The sequence below is a fragment of the Halorubrum sp. ASP1 genome, assembly GCF_005435135.1.
Classification (GTDB): domain Archaea; phylum Halobacteriota; class Halobacteria; order Halobacteriales; family Haloferacaceae; genus Halorubrum; species Halorubrum tropicale.
In genome coordinates this window covers 116,484-135,652 of the sequence record NZ_SGUA01000002.1, presented here as the reverse complement: position 1 = coordinate 135,652, position 19,169 = coordinate 116,484, and the positions used below count along the sequence as shown (strand labels likewise).

15 protein-coding genes are annotated in these 19,169 nt (G+C 69.3%); 4 read left to right on the top strand and 11 right to left on the bottom strand.

Annotated features, from left to right (window positions below; translation table 11 throughout):
- Positions 1-17: 17 nt before the first annotated feature.
- Complete coding sequence (locus EXE48_RS03240; protein ID WP_137710737.1) at positions 18-1,151, bottom strand: lysylphosphatidylglycerol synthase transmembrane domain-containing protein; 1,134 nt, start codon at positions 1,149-1,151, stop codon at positions 18-20.
- Positions 1,152-1,271: 120 nt separating this feature from the next.
- Here EXE48_RS03240 and EXE48_RS03235 point away from each other — a divergent pair, with 120 nt between their 5' ends.
- Together EXE48_RS03235 and EXE48_RS03230 are read left to right on the top strand one after the other, a co-directional pair.
- The gene (locus EXE48_RS03235) at positions 1,272-1,574 is read left to right on the top strand and encodes a DUF7967 family protein (protein WP_053770127.1); all 303 of its coding nucleotides are present in this window, start codon (positions 1,272-1,274) and stop codon (positions 1,572-1,574) included.
- A gap of 61 nt (positions 1,575-1,635) precedes the next feature.
- Positions 1,636-2,196 carry a rhomboid family intramembrane serine protease gene (locus EXE48_RS03230; protein WP_053770128.1) on the top strand — a complete coding sequence of 187 codons (561 nt, stop codon included), beginning with the start codon at positions 1,636-1,638 and terminating at the stop codon, positions 2,194-2,196.
- Positions 2,197-2,297: 101 nt separating this feature from the next.
- Here the strand turns inward: EXE48_RS03230 and rpsJ are convergent, their stop codons facing one another.
- From rpsJ to EXE48_RS03210, 4 genes are all read right to left on the bottom strand, one after another.
- On the bottom strand, positions 2,298-2,606 hold the full coding sequence (gene rpsJ / locus EXE48_RS03225; RefSeq protein ID WP_004048854.1) for a 30S ribosomal protein S10: 309 nt from the start codon (positions 2,604-2,606) through the stop codon (positions 2,298-2,300).
- 3 nt (positions 2,607-2,609) lie between these two features.
- Complete coding sequence (gene tuf / locus EXE48_RS03220; protein ID WP_053770129.1) at positions 2,610-3,875, bottom strand: translation elongation factor EF-1 subunit alpha; 1,266 nt, start codon at positions 3,873-3,875, stop codon at positions 2,610-2,612.
- Between the two features lie 174 nt (positions 3,876-4,049).
- Entirely contained in the window at positions 4,050-5,042 is a 993-nt protein-coding gene (locus EXE48_RS03215) for a homoserine dehydrogenase (protein ID WP_053770130.1), read from the bottom strand.
- Positions 5,039-5,662, bottom strand: a complete 624-nt coding sequence (locus EXE48_RS03210; RefSeq protein ID WP_053770964.1) for an amino acid-binding protein — start codon at positions 5,660-5,662, stop codon at positions 5,039-5,041. Before EXE48_RS03210 ends, EXE48_RS03215 begins: the two co-directional genes overlap by 4 nt.
- Before the next feature lie 368 nt (positions 5,663-6,030).
- Between EXE48_RS03210 and EXE48_RS03205 the strand changes: the two genes are divergently transcribed.
- The gene (locus EXE48_RS03205) at positions 6,031-6,522 is read left to right on the top strand and encodes a DUF3592 domain-containing protein (RefSeq protein WP_053770131.1); all 492 of its coding nucleotides are present in this window, start codon (positions 6,031-6,033) and stop codon (positions 6,520-6,522) included.
- A gap of 73 nt (positions 6,523-6,595) precedes the next feature.
- Here the strand turns inward: EXE48_RS03205 and EXE48_RS03200 are convergent, their stop codons facing one another.
- Entirely contained in the window at positions 6,596-8,785 is a 2,190-nt protein-coding gene (locus EXE48_RS03200) for an elongation factor EF-2 (protein ID WP_053770132.1), read from the bottom strand.
- Between the two features lie 217 nt (positions 8,786-9,002).
- On the opposite strand from EXE48_RS03200, the gene EXE48_RS03195 reads away from it, so the two are divergent.
- Complete coding sequence (locus EXE48_RS03195) at positions 9,003-9,647, top strand: bifunctional 4-hydroxy-2-oxoglutarate aldolase/2-dehydro-3-deoxy-phosphogluconate aldolase (protein ID WP_053770133.1); 645 nt, start codon at positions 9,003-9,005, stop codon at positions 9,645-9,647.
- A 210-nt stretch (positions 9,648-9,857) separates the two neighbouring features.
- Here the strand turns inward: EXE48_RS03195 and polC are convergent, their stop codons facing one another.
- The 5 genes from polC to katG all read right to left on the bottom strand — a co-directional run bounded on the left by polC (position 9,858) and on the right by katG (position 18,862).
- Positions 9,858-14,954, bottom strand: a complete 5,097-nt coding sequence (polC, locus tag EXE48_RS03190; protein ID WP_053770134.1) for a DNA polymerase II large subunit — start codon at positions 14,952-14,954, stop codon at positions 9,858-9,860.
- Positions 14,955-14,994: 40 nt separating this feature from the next.
- Positions 14,995-15,414 carry a PPC domain-containing DNA-binding protein gene (locus EXE48_RS03185; RefSeq protein WP_053770135.1) on the bottom strand — a complete coding sequence of 140 codons (420 nt, stop codon included), beginning with the start codon at positions 15,412-15,414 and terminating at the stop codon, positions 14,995-14,997.
- 236 nt (positions 15,415-15,650) lie between these two features.
- Positions 15,651-16,031, bottom strand: coding sequence for a NifU family protein (locus EXE48_RS03180; RefSeq protein WP_053770136.1), 381 nt, complete (start codon positions 16,029-16,031; stop codon positions 15,651-15,653).
- 78 nt (positions 16,032-16,109) lie between these two features.
- Positions 16,110-16,439 (bottom strand): DUF5783 family protein, encoded by a 330-nt coding sequence (locus tag EXE48_RS03175; RefSeq protein WP_137705137.1) that lies wholly within the window; start codon positions 16,437-16,439, stop codon positions 16,110-16,112.
- Positions 16,440-16,732: 293 nt separating this feature from the next.
- Positions 16,733-18,862: a catalase/peroxidase HPI gene (katG, locus tag EXE48_RS03170; protein WP_137705136.1), complete on the bottom strand. Its 2,130-nt coding sequence runs from the start codon at positions 18,860-18,862 to the stop codon at positions 16,733-16,735.
- Between the last annotated feature and the right edge of the window lie 307 nt (positions 18,863-19,169).

Here is a 19,169-nt window from a genome sequence, read left to right as displayed (position 1 = left end):
TAGGCTGACCTAAAAGACTAGCGGTCCGTCGTCGGCCGCGTGGCGCCCGCGTCGGGCTCCCGGTCGGAGTCGTCGGGGGCGCGCGTCACGGAGAGGTCGAGCGCGGCCGCGACGAGGCCGCCGCCCGCGAGCGTGACGGCGTTCTTCAGCGCGTGGTCGAGCGCCGCGGCGGCGAGCGCGACCGCGGCCGGGATCGGCGTGGCGGCGACGACGATGCCGGTGAACGCCGCCTCGTACAGCCCGATGCCGCCCTGCGAGAGCGGCAGCACCTTCGCGAGGTTCCCGGCCGAGACGGCGAGGGTGCCGACGACGCAGAGCGCAACCGGGTCGACCGCCGTTCCGAACCCGCCGAGGAGCGCCGCGAGGACGAGGACCGCGGTCGCCACGTCCGCCGCCCACACGACGCCGCTCGCGAGCGACACCCGGACGAGCGCGCCCGCGTCGGCGGCGACGACGCGGACCGCGGCGCCGAACCGGACGGCGGCGTCGACGGCGCTGGACAGTCGGGACTCCGCGGCGCGCTCGCGGAGCGCCGGACCGAACCGGCGGTCGCTCCGAGCGACCGCGACGACGCCGGCCGAGCCCACCGCGGCCGCGAGCGCGAGCGCGGCGGCGGCCGCGACGGCCCGCCCCGACCCGTCCGGCGCGACGGTGCGTCCGTCGAGGAGGAGGACCGCGAACGCCGTGCCACCGAGCGCGCCGAGCGCGACGAGGTCGAACGCCCGCTCGACCGCCAGCGACGCGACGCCGGTCGGGTAGGGGACCTCGCGCCGGTCGTTCAGCAGGTACGCCCGCACGCCGTCGCCGGCCCGGGCGGGGACGATCAGGTTCGCGGTCTGGCTCGCGAACACCGCCGCCGTGAGGAACGCCGTGCGACACCGGTGGCCCATCGGCGCGAGCACGTCCCCGTATCGGCGGCCGCGGACAGGCCACGACGCGAGGTAGACGACGAGCGCGGCGGTAAGGAACGCCGGGTCCGCGTCGGTCGCCGCCGAGACGACGGCCTCGACGTCGAGGGTCCGCGTCAACACCACGCCGCCGACGGCGAGGACGAGGACCGTCCCCGCGACCGGGAGCGCTCCCCGAGGGAGCCGCTCCCGGAGGCGGAAGAAGCGTTCGCGGAGTCGAGCGGCGGCGACGCGCGGCTTCATGCGTTCGTTTAGGTAGACCTAAAGAATAAAACGCTGGCGGTTCGGGGCGGCGAGCGCCGGCGGAGCGGGCCGGACCGTCCCGCCGCAACGCGTTTGTGTGTGTAAATCGAAATACTACGCATGAACGCTGACGAGGCGGCCCCCGGCGCCGCGACCGAGCCCGTGCGGATGTGGCTCGTCGAGCGCACCTACTCCGACGACGAGCAGAACATGGTGATCCTGACGTACGCGACCCCGGACGGCGAGCGCTACTTCCGCAAGGAGCGCGCGCTCACCTCGTTCTCGGACGTGCGCGACACCACGGCCGCCGTCGACGCGGCGCCGTCGAACGTCGGCACCGTCGACGACCCCGACGACCGCGAGCGCTACGCCGCCGAGGCGGCGCGGATGGCGCGCGCCCACGACCCCGACGACGTGATCTGAGTCGGTTCCGCGACGGTCGGCTCACCCACCCTTTTCACCGCGCGGTCCCAACCGTCGCCAGATGCGCGCCACACTCGAAACGCTCGGAATCACCCTCCTCGTCGGCGCCGCGCAGGCCCTCCTGAGCCTCGTCGGTCTCTTCGGACTCCTCGCGCTGTCGACCCCGCTCTCCGTCGCCCCGTGGACTCTCGTCACGAGCGTGTACGCGCACCGCTCCGTCGGTCACCTCGTCGCGAACGCCGTCGCGCTGCTGCTCGTCGGCCCGCTCGTCGAGCGCCGGACGACCCGTCCGCGCTTCCACGCGTTCGTGATCGCCACGGGCGCGCTCGCGGGCGCCGCGCAGGTGACGCTCGGGGGACTGCTCGGCCCGCCGTCCGCCGTGCTGGGGATCAGCGGCGCGGTGTTCGCGCTCGGCGGCTACCTGCTCGCCGGCAACGTCGTGAGCGCGACGCTGTTCGACCGCCTGCGGCTCTCCCCGCGGGCGCAGTTCCTCCTGTTCGGGCTCGTCGCCGTCGTGCTCACGGCGACGACCGCCGCGCCGGGCGTCGCGCTCGTCGCGCACGCCACCGGGGCGTTCTGCGGGCTCGCGGCCGGTCGCGTCGGCCTGCTCGACGCGCGGTGACCGAGACGGTGACGCGGTACCGCCGCGGTCGAAGCCGAGGGACGGCGCCGTCGCTGGGCGGGGTGAAAAACGGAGGGGGTGAAAGAGAAACGCCCTAGCGCTCAGTCTTCGAGAACGATCTCGATGCTGACGTCGTTCGGCACTTGGACGCGCATGAGCTGGCGGAGCGCGCGTTCGTCGGCGTCGATGTCGATCAGACGCTTGTGGACGCGCATCTCCCAGTGCTCCCACGTCGCCGTCCCCTCACCGTCCGGGGACTTGCGCGACGGGATCTCGAGCGTCTTCGTCGGCAGCGGGATCGGGCCCGACAGGGCGACCCCCGTCGAGTCCGCGATCTCGCGGACGTCGTCGCAGATGTCGTCGAGGTCCTCGGGGCTCGTGCCGGCGAGGCGGACGCGTGCCTGCTGCATCGATTATCGCTCGTTGACTTCCAGCACCTTGCCGGCCGCGATGGTCTGACCCATGTCGCGGATGGCGAAGCTGCCGAGCTCCGGAATCTCGCCGGACGGCTCGATGCTGAGCGGCTTCTGGGGGCGCACGGTGACGACCGCCGCGTCGCCGGACTTGATGAAGTCCGGGTTCTCCTCGGCGACCTCGCCGGACGACGGGTCGATCTTCTGGTCGATCGACTCGATCGTACAGGCGACCTGCGCCGTGTGAGCGTGGAAGACCGGGGTGTAGCCGGCCGTGATGACCGACGGGTGCTGCATGACGACGACCTGGGCCTGGAACGTCTCGGCGACGCTCGGCGGGTCGTCGGCCGGGCCACAGACGTCGCCGCGGCGGATGTCGTCCTTGCCGATGCCGCGGACGTTGAACCCGACGTTGTCACCGGGCTCGGCCTTGGGCACCTCTTCGTGGTGCATCTCGACCGTCTTCACCTCGCCGCCCACGTCGGACGGCTGGAACGAGACGTTGTCGCCGGTGTTGAGGATCCCGGTCTCGACGCGTCCCACGGGGACGGTCCCGATGCCGGAGATGGTGTAGACGTCCTGGATCGGCAGGCGGAGCGGCGCGTCCGTCGGCGGCTCGGCCTCCGGCAGGTCGTTGAGCGACTCCAGCAGGGTAGGGCCGTCGTACCACGGCGTGTTCTCGGACGCCTCGGCGACGTTGTCGCCCTCGAACGCCGAGATCGGCACGAACGTGGTGTCGTCGGTCGCGAAGCGGACCTGGTTGAGCAGGTCCTCGACCTCGCCGATGACCTCCTTGTAGGAGGACTCCTGGTAGTCGACCAGGTCCATCTTGTTGACGCCGATGATGAGCTCGTTGATCCCGAGCGTGCGGGCCAGGAACACGTGCTCGCGGGTCTGGGGGGCGACGCCGTCGTCGGCCGCGACGACGAGCACCGCGTTGTCGGCCTGCGAGGCGCCCGTGATCATGTTCTTCACGAAGTCACGGTGGCCCGGACAGTCGACGATGGTGAAGTAGTACTCGTCGGTGTCGAACTCCTGGTGGGCGATGTCGATCGTGACGCCGCGCTCGCGCTCCTCGGCGAGGTTGTCCATCACGTAGGCGAACTCGAAGCCGCCCTTGCCCTTCTCTTCGGCTTCCTCGCGGTGCTGCTCGATTACGTGCTCGGGGACGCTCCCCGTCTCGAAGAGGAGGCGACCCACGAGCGTACTCTTGCCGTGGTCGACGTGGCCGATGATGGCCAGGTTCTGGTGCGGTTTGTCACTCATGGGGTAATCACGCGCTAAGGCGCTCTGTGAGTAAGTTTCGGTAGATTCCACTAAAACGGTTTCGATACGGCCCACAGAGCATCGCGACGCCGTCTGTCGATTCTCGACAACGCGGGGCACGACAGATCGGCACACGCCCCGGCCCGTGGCGACGGGACCGGTGACCGGAGCGGCCTACTCCAACCGGCCGACGTCGCCGAGGACGGCGCTCGCGGTCTCGGGGCCGCCCGCGCCGCGGCCGGAGATGTTGAGCCGGCCGGCGTGGGAGGTCTCGATCTGGACGATGTTCTGGGTGCCGGAGACCGCGAGCGTCCCGTTCTCGGGGACGAGCCGTGGCGCGACGCGGACCGTCTCGCCGGTCGCCTCGCCGATCAGCCGCACCGTCCGCCCGTCCTCGGCCGCGAGCCGGAGCGCGGAGCCGGGCACGTCGCGGATCCCTGACACGTCCGCGTCGTCGAGCGTGAACTCCCGGGCGTCGGCCGGGTCGTCGGCCGCGCCGAAGGACAGCACGTTCGCGAGGATGACGCACTTCAGCGCCGCGTCGGTGCCGTCTACGTCGAAGGAGGGGTCGGCCTCGGCGACGCCGAGGTCCTGCGCCTCCGCGAGCACGTGGTCGTAGTCGAGCCCCTCGGCGGCCATCCGCGTCAGGATGAAGTTCGCCGTGCCGTTGAGCACGCCCCGGACCGCGGTGACGTGGCCCGGCTCGATGTCCTCGACGGTCGAGACCGCTGGGATCGCGCCGCCGACCGTCGCCTCGAACCGGATCTCGCCGTCGCTGTCGTCGACGGCCGCCCGGAGGTCGCCGAACCGCTCCGCGACCGGGCCCTTGTTCGCGAGGACCGCGTGGCGGTCGCGCTCCAGCGCGCGAGTCACGTGCGAGAAGCCGGGCTCCGCGTCGCCGAGCGTCGTCGGCGTCGCCTCGACGAGCACGTCGTAGTCCGCCTCGAGGGCGTCCTCGGGGTCCGCGTCGCCGACGATCCCCCGCTCCGCCTTCCGCGCGACGACCGCGTCGGGGTCGACGCCGGCGGTCCGGCTCCCGGCGCCCGTCCCGTCCGCGACGACCGCCGTCGAGGAGTCCGCGAGCGCGACGACCTCGTGGCCGTGTTCGCCGGCCAGGTCGACGACGGAGCGCCCGACCGCGCCCGCGCCGATGACGGCGAGCCTCACGCGTCCACCCCCGTGAGCGGCTCGACGACGCGGAAGTCCTTCTCCGCCGCCAGCTCGCGGACCGCCGCGAGCGCCGCGTCCGTCTCGCCGGCGCGCGCCTCGAGCCGGAGCCGCGCGCTCGACACCTCCTCGGTGCCCTGCGGGGCCGCGAGCGACACGTCGGCGACCGACGCCGACTCGCAGGCCTCGATCCGCGAGAGGGTGTCGGAGAGGTCGGTGTCGATGAGGTGGCCGAACAGGAGCAGCGTCACCTCCTCGGCGTAGCGCTCCGTGCCCGCCTGCATCACGTTCACGCCCTCGCTGCGGAGCGCGTCGACGATCTCCTGGAACCGCTCGGGGGTCGCCTCGAAGTCGACCTCGACCGGGATCCGCCCGCGGGGCGTCTTGTTCCCGCGCTCGTGGTAGATCGACAGGAGGTTCCCGCCGTTGTCCGCGATCGGGTGGAGCGCGGCGAGCAGCTGGCCGGGCTCGTCGACCAGCTCCAGCCGCACCGTGTGCGTCGAGGGGGCCGCGGCCGCGTGGCCGCCGTCCGGAGAGGCCGGGTCCGCGCTCTCCGCGGCGTCGGTCGCGTCCTCCGCGTCGAGCGCGGCCGCCGGCGTCCCGTCGCGACGGTCGCTCACGGCGCCACCCCCGGCGCGGCGGCGCGCCGGTCCGGACCGCGCGGTCGCGGGCACGCTCCTGTCCCGGGGCCGGAGCAGTCGCTCGGTGGCTCCGTCGCGGTGCGCCAGGGTGGAGTCGTACCCGTCTGCATACCCGAACGGAGTCGGACGATCGGGTATAAGCCTTCGGCGATGGCAGGCGTTGCCTCGCCGCAGCGGGTGCCAACGTACCGCACGGTTCGGGGAGCCCCCACATATTTGACCGACGGGGCTCGACGACTCCGCGTGCGACACCCTCCACGCAGTCCGCCGAGCGTCGTAACGCGGTCCGCCGCGCCGACCCACCACTTCCCGATCCACCGCTCCCCGAACCGAGGTGTGCGCCCCGTATGAGCGACGGCCTGTCCATCGACGGCCCGAAGACGCTGAAGGGCGCGCTGCTCCTGTTGGCGGTCGGGCTCGCGGTCACCGGCTACGGCGCGTACGACTACACGCAGCAGTCCGACGCGGTCGACGACGCCGTCGCGGTCGACGCCGCGATCACCGACGTCGGCGTCGAGTCGACCTCGACCGGGAGCAGTCCGGGCGCCGACTACCGACCGACCGTCCGGTTCACCTACGAGTACGAGGGGACCGAGTACGCGAGCACCAACGTCTACCCCTCGGCGATCACGTCGAACTACGACACCGAGTCGGCGGCCCGCGAGGTCGTCGCGGCGTACGCCGTCAACGAGTCGACCACCGCCTACGTCGACCCGGCCGATCCGGACGGGGCGTTCCTGAAAGCGCAGACGTCGAACGCGCCGCTGTTCGCGGCCGCGCTCGGGCTGTTGCTCGCCCTCGGCGGCGGGGTGTCGGCCGTCGGGCGGATCCGCGGCTGACGGTCGCGCCGCTGGGGGAATCGAGCGCGGAAAGGAGAATAGAAACCCGACTACCGCGGACCGCGTCGTCGACTCAGAAGTAGTCGATCGACTGCGGCAGCTCCAGCTTCATCCCCTTGCGCTCGCGGATCTCCATGATCTTCTCGCGCTGGAGGTTGTCGACGAGCACGCGGAAGCCCGCGTTCTCGGTGTTCCACGAGGCGCGGCCCTCGGTGGCCGAGCGGATGTCGGAGGAGAACCCGATCATCTCCTCGACGGGCGCGATGCCCTCGACGACCATGAGGTCGCCCTCCTGGTACATGTCGTCGACGCGGCCGCGGCGGCCCTGGATCTCGCCGGACGCCGCGCCCATGTGCTCCGAGGGCACGTCGATCCGGACGTCCTGGATCGGCTCCAGCAGGCGGACCTCGCCGTCGATCAGCGCGCGGTGGACCGCGTCGCGGACCGCCGGGATGACCTGCGCCGGACCGCGGTGGATGGTGTCCTCGTGGAGCTTCGCGTCGTGGAGCCGGAACAGCGACCCCTGGACCGGCTCGGCCGCGAGCGGCCCGTCGTCGAGCGCCTCTTGAAGCCCCTCGAGGACGAGCTCCATCGTCTCGTTGAGGTGCTGAATCCCCTTCGTGTCGTCGATGAGGATGTTGGTCCGGTGGATGTCCTCGACGTTCTGCGAGGTGTCCTTGTCCATGCCGGCCTCCTGCAGCGCCTCGCGGCGCTCCAGTTCGGGCATGTCCATCGAGACCTCGCCGAGCTGGATCGCGTCGACGATGTCCTGCTCGAGCGGCTCGACGGTGATGTAGAACTTGTTGTGGCGGTTCGGCGACTGCCCCTCGACCTCGCGGGACTCCTCCTGGGGCTGCTCGCGGAACACGACGATCGGTTCGCCGGTGATGACCGGGATGCCTTGGTTGTCCTGGATCCGCTGGGTGATCACTTCGAGGTGGAGCTCGCCCTGCCCGCTGATGAGGTGCTCGCCCGTGTCCTCGTTGATCTCGATCTGGATCGTCGGGTCCTCCTTGGCGACCTGCTGGAGCGTCTCGATGAGCTTCGGCAGGTCGTCCATGTTCTGCGCCTCGACGGACTTCGTGATGACCGGCTCGGAGATGTGCTCGATCGACTCGAACGGCGTCATCTCGACCGAGGAGACCGTCGAGCCGGCGATGGCGTCGCGCAGGCCGGTGACCGACGCGATGTTCCCGGCGGGGACGCGATCCACTTCCTCCCGCTCCGACCCCATGAAGAGGCCGACGCTTTGGATGCGGTTCTTGCCCGCAGTACCGGAGACGTACAGCTCCTGGCCCTTCTCAAGCGTGCCGGAGAAGACGCGGCCGGTCGCGATCTCGCCGGCGTGCGGGTCCATCGAGATGTCGGTGACCATGAAGACGACCTCGCCGTCCTCGTCGACGAGCTGCATGCCCTCGGCGAGGTCGGTGTCGGGATCGCCGCGCCAGATGCGCGGGACGCGGCGGGGCTGGGCGTCGACCGGGTTCGGGAAGTGCTCGCAGACCATGTCGAGCACGACGTCCGACAGCGGCGTGCGCTCGTGGAGCTCCTGCCGCTTGTCGTTCCGTTCCAGCTCCATGATGTCGCCGAAGTCCATGCCGGTCCGCTGCATCGAGGGCATCGAGACGCCCCACTTGTACAGCGCGGAGCCGAATCCGACCGTGCCGTCCTCGACGGAGACGGTCCAGTCGTCGGGGATGTCGTCCATGTTCTCGGCCATCCCGCGGATGAGCTCGTTGACGTCGGCGATGACGGACATCAGCCGTTCCTGCATCTCCTGGGGCCCCTCCTGGAGCTCGGAGATGAGGCGGTCGACCTTGTTGATGAACAGCGTCGGCTTCACGCCCTCGCGGAGCGCCTGCCGGAGCACCGTCTCCGTCTGGGGCATCGCGCCCTCGACGGCGTCGACGACCACTAAGGCGCCGTCGACCGCGCGCATCGCGCGGGTGACGTCGCCCCCGAAGTCGACGTGGCCCGGGGTGTCGATGAGGTTGATGAGGTGGTTGGTGTCCTCGTACTCGTGGGTCATCGAGACGTTCGCCGCGTCGATGGTGATGCCGCGCTCCTGCTCGTCCTCCTTCGTGTCCATCGCGAGCTGCTCGCCCGCGGTGTCCTGGGAGATCATGCCGGCGCCCGCCAGCAGGTTGTCGGAGAGCGTCGTCTTCCCGTGGTCGACGTGGGCGGCGATGGCGATGTTCCGGATGTGCTCCGGGTTGTCCATCAGCCGCTCACATTCCTGAACGATCTTCTTGCGTCGGCCCATTATACCGACTGTTACCGAAAGCAGGGTCAAAAGGGTAGTGTTTCGTCGCGGCCGTTTCGCGGCCGAGTACCCCCGATCGCTGCCGATTTCGTGTCGACCGGTGTCACGGAGGGGCCGCGGAGCGACGCCCCGTCGCGACCGGACGGGTCGCCCGCGTCGGCGGCAGCGCCCGCGGGCATCGGCGCGGTTTTAAGTACCGACTCGGGAAACGGAGAGTATGAGCGAGACGCTCTCACGGCTCGTCGACAGCGGCGTCGTCGCGGTGCTGCGCGGCGTGCCCGCCGACCAGCTCATCGAGATCGCCGAGGCGCTGCGCGAGGGCGGGGTCACCGCCGTCGAGATCACCGCCGACACGCCGGACGTCGCCGACCTCATCGGCGAGGTCGCCGGCTCCTTCGACGACGAGGTCGTCGTCGGCACGGGGACGGTCCTCGACAGCGAGACCGCGCGGGCCACGCTGATGGCGGGCGCCGAGTTCGTCGTCTCGCCCAGCCTCCACGAGGACGTCATCGAGACGTGCAACCGCTACGGCGCCGTCACCGCGCCGGGCGTGATGACCCCGACCGAGGCGGTCCGGGGCTACGAGGCCGGCGCGGACTTCGTGAAGGTGTTCCCGGCGAAGACCGTCGGCCCGGACCACCTCGGCGCGATGAAGGGACCGCTCGGCCAGATCCCGATGATGCCGACCGGCGGCGTGAGCCCCGACAACGCGGCGGAGTACATCGACGCGGGCGCGTTCGCGGTCGGCGCGGGCGGCGCGCTCGTCGACTACGAGGCCGCCGAGCGCGGCGACTACGAGACCATCACCGAGACCGCCCGCGAGTTCACGCGGGTCGTCGAGGAGGCGCGCGACGACGACTGACCGCTCGGTCCGCACGGTCCTGCCACCGCGTGCCACAGATTCAATAGCGTGGAGACATAACGCGCGATCGGCTTCCGGCCGGCCGACGAGAGGCACGGGCTGGAAGTCGCTCGCAACACGCTGTCGGTATACCCAACCACGCTCGCCGTTTCCTCCCCGCCCGGGGAGGTCGACCCCGTCGTCGCGGAACAGGACGCGACGGCGGGGTCGTCACATGAAGTCCGCGATCCCGGACTGCTTGTTCGTGTCGTCCTCGAATATCGACTCCAGCGACCCCTCTAACACCTTCAGCCGCTGTTTCGTGTAGGGCCGGCAGTCGAACCGCTCGGCCACCTCGATGGCGGTGTCGACGTACTTGCTCACCGACCCCTCGTGGACCGTGAGGTTCACCCGGCCGCCGCACTCGCGGCAGTCCCCGGTCAGCGGCATTCGGCGGTACTTCTCGCCGCAGTCGAGACAGCGCGTCTCCTGCCGCGAGAACGCGCGGAGGTTGCCGATGATGTCCGGCAGGAAGTGGTACTCGATGACGCGCTCGGCCACGTCGGTCTCGTCGACCGCGCGGAGCTTCCGAGCCAGCTCCAGCTGCGCGTCCATCTTCTCCATCATGTCGCCGAGCGTCTTGTACGCCGAGAGGTCCGGGCCCATCGCGATGTCCGTCGTGTCGTGGGTGTGGTCGAACCCGTGGTACTCGTCGTCGGTCCCGAGCGTGTCCTCGCCGATCCGGATCAGCTCCTCGACCGCCTCCGGGTCGGCCAGCTCGCGCGACGCCTCGTACAGCTCCAGCGGGTACTCCCGCACGATGTCGACGTTGTGCGCCTCGTCGTCGATCTCCGAGGGGTCGATTCGCGAAGACATCACTAAGGGTGCATCCATCCGCCCGCCGCGTTGGTCTGGTAAGAAAGTTTTGGAAAAATTAAGTAAACCGTCCATGAGCAGCATTACGCAATCCTCGTCTCCATCGCACTGATCGACCGACAGATCGTTCGCGACGAGTGAATGCGTGTCCTCAACGGTGAGACAGTACACGTGGTCGACGTCGCTCTCGACAGCCTCGACCTCAGCGACGTCTTCGACGAGATACTCGCCGGACCCGCCGTCAGACGCTTTTCGCGCGTACGGTTCGACGGACGAGACGTTCTCAGTCAATCGGTCCTGCTTCCGGGAGAGGTGGAATCCGGCGATTTCGGAGAATCGAACGGCGTCGTGTGACGAGACACTGAGGACGTACGTCTGTGCGGTCATCCGCGTGTCGCTGTCGTCGTAGAATTCGGGGAACTTATCACGGAGCTGAACCCGCTCGGGTCGGTCGACGCTCGCGTGGACTTCGAGCCGCCGCAGAAGGCCGAGCAAGTCTTCGCGAAGCTCTTCGCTGACCGTCGTTGCCGTGATTCGGAGCGATCCGTCGTCGACGCTGCCGTCGCCGCTGAAGTATCCGCTCAGATACGCACCGATGATCTCGTCGGATACGTCGAATATTTGATCGGGGACGCGCTTCGTGTGTGCGTACACGCCGGAGTCGAGCACCGAGTCGAAGAACGCACGCAACAGGCGACCGGAGACGGTCACTTTCGCGTGGTTCTCTTCGTACGGGTCGACCCCGAACTCCTCCCGCAGAACGTCGAGGAAGAACTCCCTCGCTTCCGTTTCCGTCCCGCAGATCGTTGTCTGGTGGATCGTCCCCTTCGGCGTCTCCTGCTCGCGGGCGAACCCCTCCGCCGCGTAGTACCCGAGCAGCGTCGCGACGCGCTCGTTGAGATCGACGAACCGATCGATCTCCGTGCGATCGCGTTTCATTCCGAGCGAGACGTCGTCCGGAACGAAGGCGAGCATCTCGTCGAGCGAGGAGAAGCACCGCAGGAGATACGACACGGGGAAGCTCTCTCTGTACAGGTAGTTACTCAGCGTCTTCTTGTTCGTCCCGAAGACCTCCGTCATGCTCTGGAGCGGGTAGAATCCCCCCTCCCAGTCGTCGGCGAACGCGTCCTCGAAGAGCTCGTACAGGCGGTCCTTGTCCAGCCCTTTGATCATGAGACGGTCGGTCGGAACCGCGTCGGACCGAATAAATTCGGCGAGCAAATCGAACCGGCGTGAGTCGCGGTCGACGTCGTCGACCCCGACCGAATCGGGAATTACGAGTCTGTCGTCCGCGTCGATTTCCCGCGCTTCCTTGCCGGCGACTGCGTCCCGTTCGCCGTCGTACACGTGGACACCGTGGTCAGGAGTGACGGTTATCGATCTGCCGGATTCGGTCCGGACTCGGACGAGGTGGTCCGGTGCGTCGTGCTTGCTGACCGCCTCTACCGGACGAGAGACGCGATCTCCGTCCGCGGTCAGCGACGGAACGCGCAGGTCGCCGTCGACATGTTCCAGTTCGCCGACGGCCGTTCCGAAGTCGTCGAACTCGACCTCAGACCGATCGAGGTACCTCTCGACGAACGCTTCGATTTCGTCGTATCGTAGCTGACCGGTCTCGTCCTCGTACCAGAGTTTCGTCTCCGGGTGGAAGCAGTTCCGCCGCTTGGCGGCGTGGAAGTACGGATGAGCGTATCCCACCGCGGCCGATGTGAATCCTACCACTCTACCGACAGTTGCCGCGCTCGTGTGGGGCGCCATCCCGAAGACGAGCTCGCCGACGAGGTCGTCGCGCTCGTTGACCTCGTAGAAGCGGTCGAGCCCGTAGAACTGTTCGAGCAGGTCGTCGACGAAGTCGGCGGTCTTCAGCATGTGCTCGGCCGCGCCGTCGGAGAGGACGATGTCCTGGACCCGGAGCTCGACCACCTGGTCGTCGTGGCGGAGGGGCTCGCCGTCGATGTCGGTCTCGTACCCGAGTTCGCGGAAGTGGTCCGCGGTGACGTCGAGCTCCTCGGGCCGGACCGCGGTGACCGGGAGGTCGGTCATGTCGTACCGGACCGTCCCGTCCTTGAACGACGTGACGCCGTTCTTCGCGCGGAGGACCCCCTTCTCGATCGGCTCGGGCGTCTTGTTCCGCGAGGTGAGCCCCTGGACCCCCTTCAGGATCTCGAAGGCGGACTCGCGCTCGCCGACCCGCTCCAGCGCGGAGCGGTACGCGTCGTTGACGTCGACCTCTTGATAGCTCGCGGCCGTCACCTCCCACTCGCAGTTCGGGCACTCGACGCGGCCGGCCTCGTCCGGCTCGCAGACGGTGCCGCAGTCGTTACACTCGTAGTGCGGCTCGGTGTGCGTCTCGCAGTCGGGACAGAGCGCGGCGTAGGTGTGCTCGCCGCAGTCGGGGCAGACGCGGTCGGAGACCTCCAGTTCGTGCCGCCCGCGGCGGCCGGTGTCGTCCATGACGCCCGCGGCCTCCGCTACGTCGCGCTGCGGGCCCCCCGCCTCGTTGATCGGGAAGAGCGTGTGGACCGCGGGCGAGAGGTCGCGGCTCTCGGACTTCTCCGGCCGACCCATCCGGTTGCCGATCCGGGTCGGCGCGCGCTCGCGGACCTCGAACGGGGCGACCTCGTTGACCGCGCGAATCGCGTTCTCGCCGTCGGCGTACTCGCGGGCCGCCGCCGAGAGGTCGTCCGCGTCCCACTCCCTGCGGAGGCCGTCGTCGATCCCGAGCGACCGCGCGAGCGGGCGCCACGTCGGGATCCGGAGCGCGTCGGGAGTCGCGGCGTGTTCGACCAGCAGCGACTCCAGGGCGTCCCGGACCGGCTCGGTGCGCTCGATCGCGAGGACGCCGTCGGCGACCTCGCCGGCGGCGACGGCGTCGGCCAGCGCCGCGAACGCGTCGACCGAGACGTCGTGCCAGAGGTAGGTGTACTCGGGGTGGAGCGGGCAGTCGTACTCGCGAGCCCACGCGAGCGCCCGGTCGACGCCCGGGTGTTCTAAGTCGACGTGCGGGTCGTCGCCCATGGCCTGTACGTCGGCGCCGGCCGCCTCGAACTCCTGGACCCACCACTCGGGGGCGTACGACGCGGGCGCGAGCGGGTGGTTGTTCTCGACGAACTCCCCGTAGTTGACGAGGTACTCGCCCAGGTCGAGCACCTTCTCGACCCCGTTGCTGACCGCCTTCGCCTCCTCGGGGTCGTCGATCCGCCGCACCTCGCCGTTCGCCAGGCGGACCGTCGGCCCCTCGATGGAGTCGACGGGGACGACGCCGTGGGCCTTCCCGGGCCGCTCCGTCTTGATCTGCGTGCCCGCCGCGAGGAAGTCGTCGACGATGTGCATGGTCGCCGGGTGGACGCCGCCGGTCGCGAACCCGTGGTTGCGCGCGCGACCGTACCGGAGGCGGAAGCCGCCCGCCTCGCTCGGGTGCGTGAAGACGGGGCGGCCCGCGATCAGGTCCCGGAGGAACTTCTGGGAGGGGTCGGCGCGGGGCGGGCCGTCGGGCGAGTCGTCGGCCGCGGGGTCGGCCGCCGGCTCGTCGGGTTCCCCGTCGGCGTCGTCGCCGTCCTCGTCCGCGTCGCCCTCGGACGCCGGCGCGTCGCCGTCGCCCGCGCCGTCCTTCCCGATCGTCCCGTCGATCAGGTCCTGGAGCCACGGCCAGTCGACCTCGTCGAGGTTCCGGGTGTACCGCTGGATCTTCGGGGCCTTCAGCGCGATCCCCTCGGCGGCGACGAGACACATCCCGCCGCGCGCGGAGTTGGTGTCGACCCGTTCGAGGTCGCGGAAGCCCGAGACCTCCTCGTCGCTCGTCGCCTCCCCGTCGAGCATGACGGGGATGTGCTTCGCGATGAACTTCGACTCCTTGTCCTTCGGGGTGTACTGGAGCCCGGTCTCCTTGTCGTATAAGGCGATCTCCTCGGCGTAGCGCTCGACCTCAACGTCGCGGGGCTTGTACTCGTCGACGTCGAGCAGCGACCGGGCGTAGTCGGCGACGAGCACCGACAGCGCCTGGGCGGTCCCGCCCGCCGAGCGGATCGGGCCCGCGTAGTAGACGTTGACGAACTCAGTGCCGTCGTCGTTCTCCAGCAGCTCCACGCGGTCGATCCCCTCGATCGGCGCGGCGACGACGCCCTCGGTGAGCAGCGCGACGGCGGTCCGGACGGCGCCCTCGATCTTCCCCTCGCGGGAGTCGTAGTCGCCGACGTTCCCGTCGACGAAGTCGGTGACCAGCTCCAGCGCCGCCTCCTCGCGGGACATCTCGCCCTCCAGCTCGCGGACGCGCTCCGCGACGCCGTCGATCCCGAGGATGTTCTCGACGCGGTCCGCCATGTCGCGGGCGACCGGGATCTCGATCTCGGGCTCCGGGTCGCGGCCCTGCTCTTTGGCCGTCTCGGCCACGTCCCACGCCTCGTCGAGGCGCTCCTCGATCCGCGCGAAGTAGCGCTCGTCGTCCGGTCTCATCGCGGCTCGGTCGCGGGGGAGACGCGGTGCGCTCGGCGGGTCACAGCCACAGGTCCAAGTCGGTGGCCTCGTCGTGCGAGCGCTCCAGCGGCTCGGCGAACGCGCGCAGGTGGCACTCGCCCGCCCAGACGGTCGCCGAGTCGAGGTGCCCCGCGAGGGCCTGCCCGCTCGGGCGCGAGAGCACCGCGTGGGTGTGGGCGAACACGTCCCCCTCCAGAAGCGAGACGTTGCCCACGCAGGCGGCCACCTCCAGCGGCTCGTCGAACGTCACCGACCGGTACTCGGTCTCCTCCTGGTCGTAGAACCAGACGTCCGCGTCCTGGACCGCGCCGAGCGCCGTGAACCAGCCGGCCTCAACGTCCTCCTCGCGGGCGAGGGCCTCTATCTCCTCGCGCCAGTCGGCGCCGGTCTCGAACCGCGCGACGTACTCCGCCGTGGGTTCGACCTCGCGATGGTACATAGCGATTCCCCACGGCTGCCGGGGAGAAAAAGGCTTCAGTCGGACTGAGATCGGGGCGGCGTACGAATTTGATATAGCGCCATAAGATTTACTCCGGGATCCGGTTCGATAACCGTATCCCACGGATTCAGCTCCGAGGAGGCCGCTTCCGTGCGAAATCGGCTACTGGGCGGTGGACGGCGATGCGACTCGGGAGTCGGAGAGAAAGGGAGAGAGAAACCGTCGGTCGAACCGATTCAGAACGGGGCCTGCGGGCCTTCGTCGTCGCCGCCGTCGTCGTCGGTCGTCTCGCCGGGGAAGGAAGGAGACATCCCGCCGCTGCTGGTCCCGCCGAGGTCGCCGTCGGCGCCGGCCGCCGCGCCGGTGTCCGCGTGGACCGTCTCGATCTCGGGGATCTCCTTGACCATCCGGGACTTGATCGCCTGGATCGTCATCGGCGAGATGCCGCAGCCGGAACAGGCGCCGCCGAGCTGGACCGTCACCTCGCCCTTCTCGCGGTCGAGGTGGGCGATGGCGGCGCTCCCGCCGTGCATCTGGATCTGCGGGAAGTTACGCCGCAGGAAGTTCGTGATCCGCTCGCGGAGCTCGTTTTCCGCGTCAGTCGTGTCCGTGCTCATGCCCGCGAGTTGGCGGGCGGCGGGCTTATGCCTTTGGTTCGGCCGGATCCGGGCGCGACGCGGACCCCTCACGGTTGGTCACTCCGGGCGGTCGACGCCCAGCGTCCGGTACAGCTCGGACTCGATCCGCTCGACGTACTCGTCGAGCGTCTCCTCGAACGTCTCGTCGTCGACCGCGACGGCGCCGCGGATGCGCTCGCGGGGGCTCTCCGGGAGTTCGACGCGGAACTCGCCGTCCTCGTAGAACGGCTCCGACTCGTTGAGCACGGTCTGGTCGATGCCGTGGATCAGCTCCGAGTCGTGCCGGTCGTTCATCTGGTTGAACGCGTTCTTGTACGCCCGCTGGAGCTCCTGGAAGTAGTTCGCGTACTTGTCTTCGAACTTCTCCGGGTCGAACTCGTCGGCCATGTCGCGAACGAGGGCCCGGCGGGAAAAAAGGCGGTCGATCGCCGCCGAGACGCCGGTTCGGGCCGGGAAATCGGGCCTGCGGTCGAACGGGAGATTCGGCCGTCGGCGCAGTAGTAAATCACATGTCGCGATATAGAATTCGTTGCGCACGGCGATAGCCGGAAAGCCAGCCGTCCGTTACAAGCCGAGGGTTCGGCAGGTGAGAGGGTCGATTCGGGCCGCGTCGGCGAGGAAGAGCCGGAGCTACCGGAACCGCGCTGCGAGACCGAAAAAATCCGACTGCGACGGGGGCGTTACTCGAGGTCGAAGCGGTCGAGCGTCATGACCTCGCTCCAGACCGCGACGAAGTCCTCGACGAACTTCTCCTCGTCGCTGGCGTACACGTCGGCGATGGTGCGGAGCCGCGCGTTCGAGCCGAAGATGAGGTCCGCGCGCGTCGCCTCCCACGCGACCTCGCCGGTGTCGCGGTCGCGGACCTCGTAGACGTCCTCGGCGTCGGTCACCTCGTCCCACTCGTACGCCATGTCGAGCAGGTTCACGAAGAACTCGTTCGTCAGCGTCCCGGGCTCGTCGGTGAACGCCGTGCGGTCGCCGTAGGTCGCGCCGAGCGTTCGCAGCCCGCCGGCCAGCACGGTCATCTCGCTGGCGCTCAGGTTCAGCAGGTCGGCCTTGTCGACCATGAGGTCCTCGACGTCCTCGTCGGTGTCGCCGAGGTAGTTGCGGAACCCGTCGGCCTTCGGCTTGAGCGCCTCGAACGACTCCTCGTCGGTCTGCTCGGCGGTGGCGTCGACGCGACCGGGCTCGAACGGCACCTCGACGTCGTAGCCCGCGTCGGCCGCGGCCTGCTCGACGGCCGCGGTCCCGCCCAGCACGATGAGGTCGGCGAGCGAGACGCGCACGTCGTCGGAGCGCGACTCGTTGAACTCGGCCTGTACGTCTTCGAGCGTCGAGAGGACGTCGGCGAGCCGTTCGGGCTCGTTGGCCTCCCAGCTCCGCTGCGGTTCGAGGCGGATGCGGGCGCCGTTGGCGCCGCCCCGCTTGTCGCTGTCGCGGTAGGTGGACGCCGCCGCCCACGCGGTCTTGACGAGCTCGCCGGTCGAGAGGCCGGAGTCGAGGAGGGCGCCCTTGAGGTCGCCGACCGCCGCGTCGCCGATCGGTTCGTAGTCGGCGTCCGGCAGCGGGTCCTGCCAGATCATCGTCTCCTCCGGGACCTCGGGGCCGAGGAACCGCTCCGGCGGGCCCATGTCGCGGTGGATGAGCTTGTACCACGCCTTCGCGAACGTCTCCTGGAACTCGTCGGGGTCGTCGCGGAACTCCTCGAGGACGGCCCGGAAGTCGTCGTCGTGTTTCAGGGCGACGTCCGTCGTGAGCATCATGACGTCCTCCTTGTCGTCGGGGTCCGCGACGCCCGGGGCGGCGTCGTCGAGCTCGTCGTTCTTCGTGGTCCACTGCCACGCGCCGCCGGGACCCTTCTCCGGCTCCCACTCGTACTCGAGCAGGTTGTCGACGTAACTCGTGTCCCAGACGGTCGGAGTGGCGTTCCACGGACCCTCGATGCCGCTCGTGATCGTGTCGGGGCCCATCCCCTCGCCGAACTCGTTGTCCCAGCCGAGGCCCTGGAGGTCGATGGGGGCGTCCTCGGGCTCCGGACCGAGGTTGTCGCCGTCGTCGGCGCCGTGGACCTTCCCGAAGGTGTGGCCGCCGGCGATGAGCGCGACGGTCTCTTTGTCGTTCATCGCCATCCGACTGAACGACTGGCGGATGTTCTTCGCCGAGCCCTCGAGGTCGGGCTCGCCGTTCGGCCCCTCGGGGTTGACGTAGATGAGGCCCATCACGGTGTTCCCGAGCGGGGCCTTGAGGTCGCCGTCCTCGTCGAACCGGTCGGGGGAGGTGGCCTCGAACTCGCTCTCGGGGCCCCAGTCGACGGCGTCGTCGCCGCGGAAGTCGTCCGCGCGGCCGCCCGCGAAGCCGAACGTCTCGAAGCCCATCGACTCCAGCGCGACGTTGCCGGCGAGCACGATGAGGTCGGCCCACGAGAGCTTCTCGCCGTACTTCGTCTTGACCGGCTCCAGCAGCCGCCGGGCCTTGTCGAGGTTCACGTTGTCCGGCCAGCTGCTGATCGGCGGGAGCCGCTGGTGTCCGCCGGCGGCGCCGCCGCGCCCGTCGAGCGAGCGGTACGTGCCGGCGCTGTGCCACGCCATCCGGATGAACAGCGGGCCGTAGTGCCCGTAGTCGGCGGGCCACCACTCCTTCGAGTCGGTCATCACGTCTTCGAGGTCGGACTTGACCTCGTCGAGGTCGAGCTCCTCGAACGCCGCCGCGTAGTCGAACTCCTCGTCGTACGGACCGATATCGGCGGCGTTCTGGTCGAGCAGTTCCAGATCCAGCTGATCCGGCCACCACTCTTTGGTGTTACCAGCCATCAAAAAACGGTCGCTCCTCTTCGCAGATAATATTGTCTAATTCTGTGAGGGAAACATCGTTATAACGGAGGGTTTCTATCGAAATAATGAAGTTCTATTTGCGGATCCACGAATTCCCCGTCGGAGACCGTAGCGGCGCTCCGAGGGGTTTACCGCTCGGAGAGGCCCGCTGCCGGCGCATATCTGTCAGAATTCCGGTAATCCGACGGGTGTGAGCGAGAGTAACACGCGAGGGTCCGGCGGTCATCAGTACGCCTCGTCGGGAGACCTCCGCGGGACGGGACCGGGGTCACGCGTGACGGGGAGG

Excerpts from the sequence above, each read along its gene's own strand:
- EXE48_RS03230 (WP_053770128.1), top strand. The coding sequence starts at position 1,636 with ATGCGCGCCACACTCGAAACGCTCGGAATCACCCTCCTCGTCGGCGCC.
- EXE48_RS03205 (WP_053770131.1), top strand. The coding sequence starts at position 6,031 with ATGAGCGACGGCCTGTCCATCGACGGCCCGAAGACGCTGAAGGGCGCG.
- polC (WP_053770134.1), bottom strand. The coding sequence starts at position 14,954 with ATGAGACCGGACGACGAGCGCTACTTCGCGCGGATCGAGGAGCGCCTC.
- tuf (WP_053770129.1), bottom strand. The coding sequence starts at position 3,875 with ATGAGTGACAAACCGCACCAGAACCTGGCCATCATCGGCCACGTCGAC.
- EXE48_RS03185 (WP_053770135.1), bottom strand. The coding sequence starts at position 15,414 with ATGTACCATCGCGAGGTCGAACCCACGGCGGAGTACGTCGCGCGGTTC.
- EXE48_RS03195 (WP_053770133.1), top strand. The coding sequence starts at position 9,003 with ATGAGCGAGACGCTCTCACGGCTCGTCGACAGCGGCGTCGTCGCGGTG.
- EXE48_RS03240 (WP_137710737.1), bottom strand. The coding sequence starts at position 1,151 with ATGAAGCCGCGCGTCGCCGCCGCTCGACTCCGCGAACGCTTCTTCCGC.
- EXE48_RS03175 (WP_137705137.1), bottom strand. The coding sequence starts at position 16,439 with ATGGCCGACGAGTTCGACCCGGAGAAGTTCGAAGACAAGTACGCGAAC.
- katG (WP_137705136.1), bottom strand. The coding sequence starts at position 18,862 with ATGGCTGGTAACACCAAAGAGTGGTGGCCGGATCAGCTGGATCTGGAA.
- rpsJ (WP_004048854.1), bottom strand. The coding sequence starts at position 2,606 with ATGCAGCAGGCACGCGTCCGCCTCGCCGGCACGAGCCCCGAGGACCTC.
- EXE48_RS03180 (WP_053770136.1), bottom strand. The coding sequence starts at position 16,031 with ATGAGCACGGACACGACTGACGCGGAAAACGAGCTCCGCGAGCGGATC.
- EXE48_RS03200 (WP_053770132.1), bottom strand. The coding sequence starts at position 8,785 with ATGGGCCGACGCAAGAAGATCGTTCAGGAATGTGAGCGGCTGATGGAC.
- EXE48_RS03235 (WP_053770127.1), top strand. The coding sequence starts at position 1,272 with ATGAACGCTGACGAGGCGGCCCCCGGCGCCGCGACCGAGCCCGTGCGG.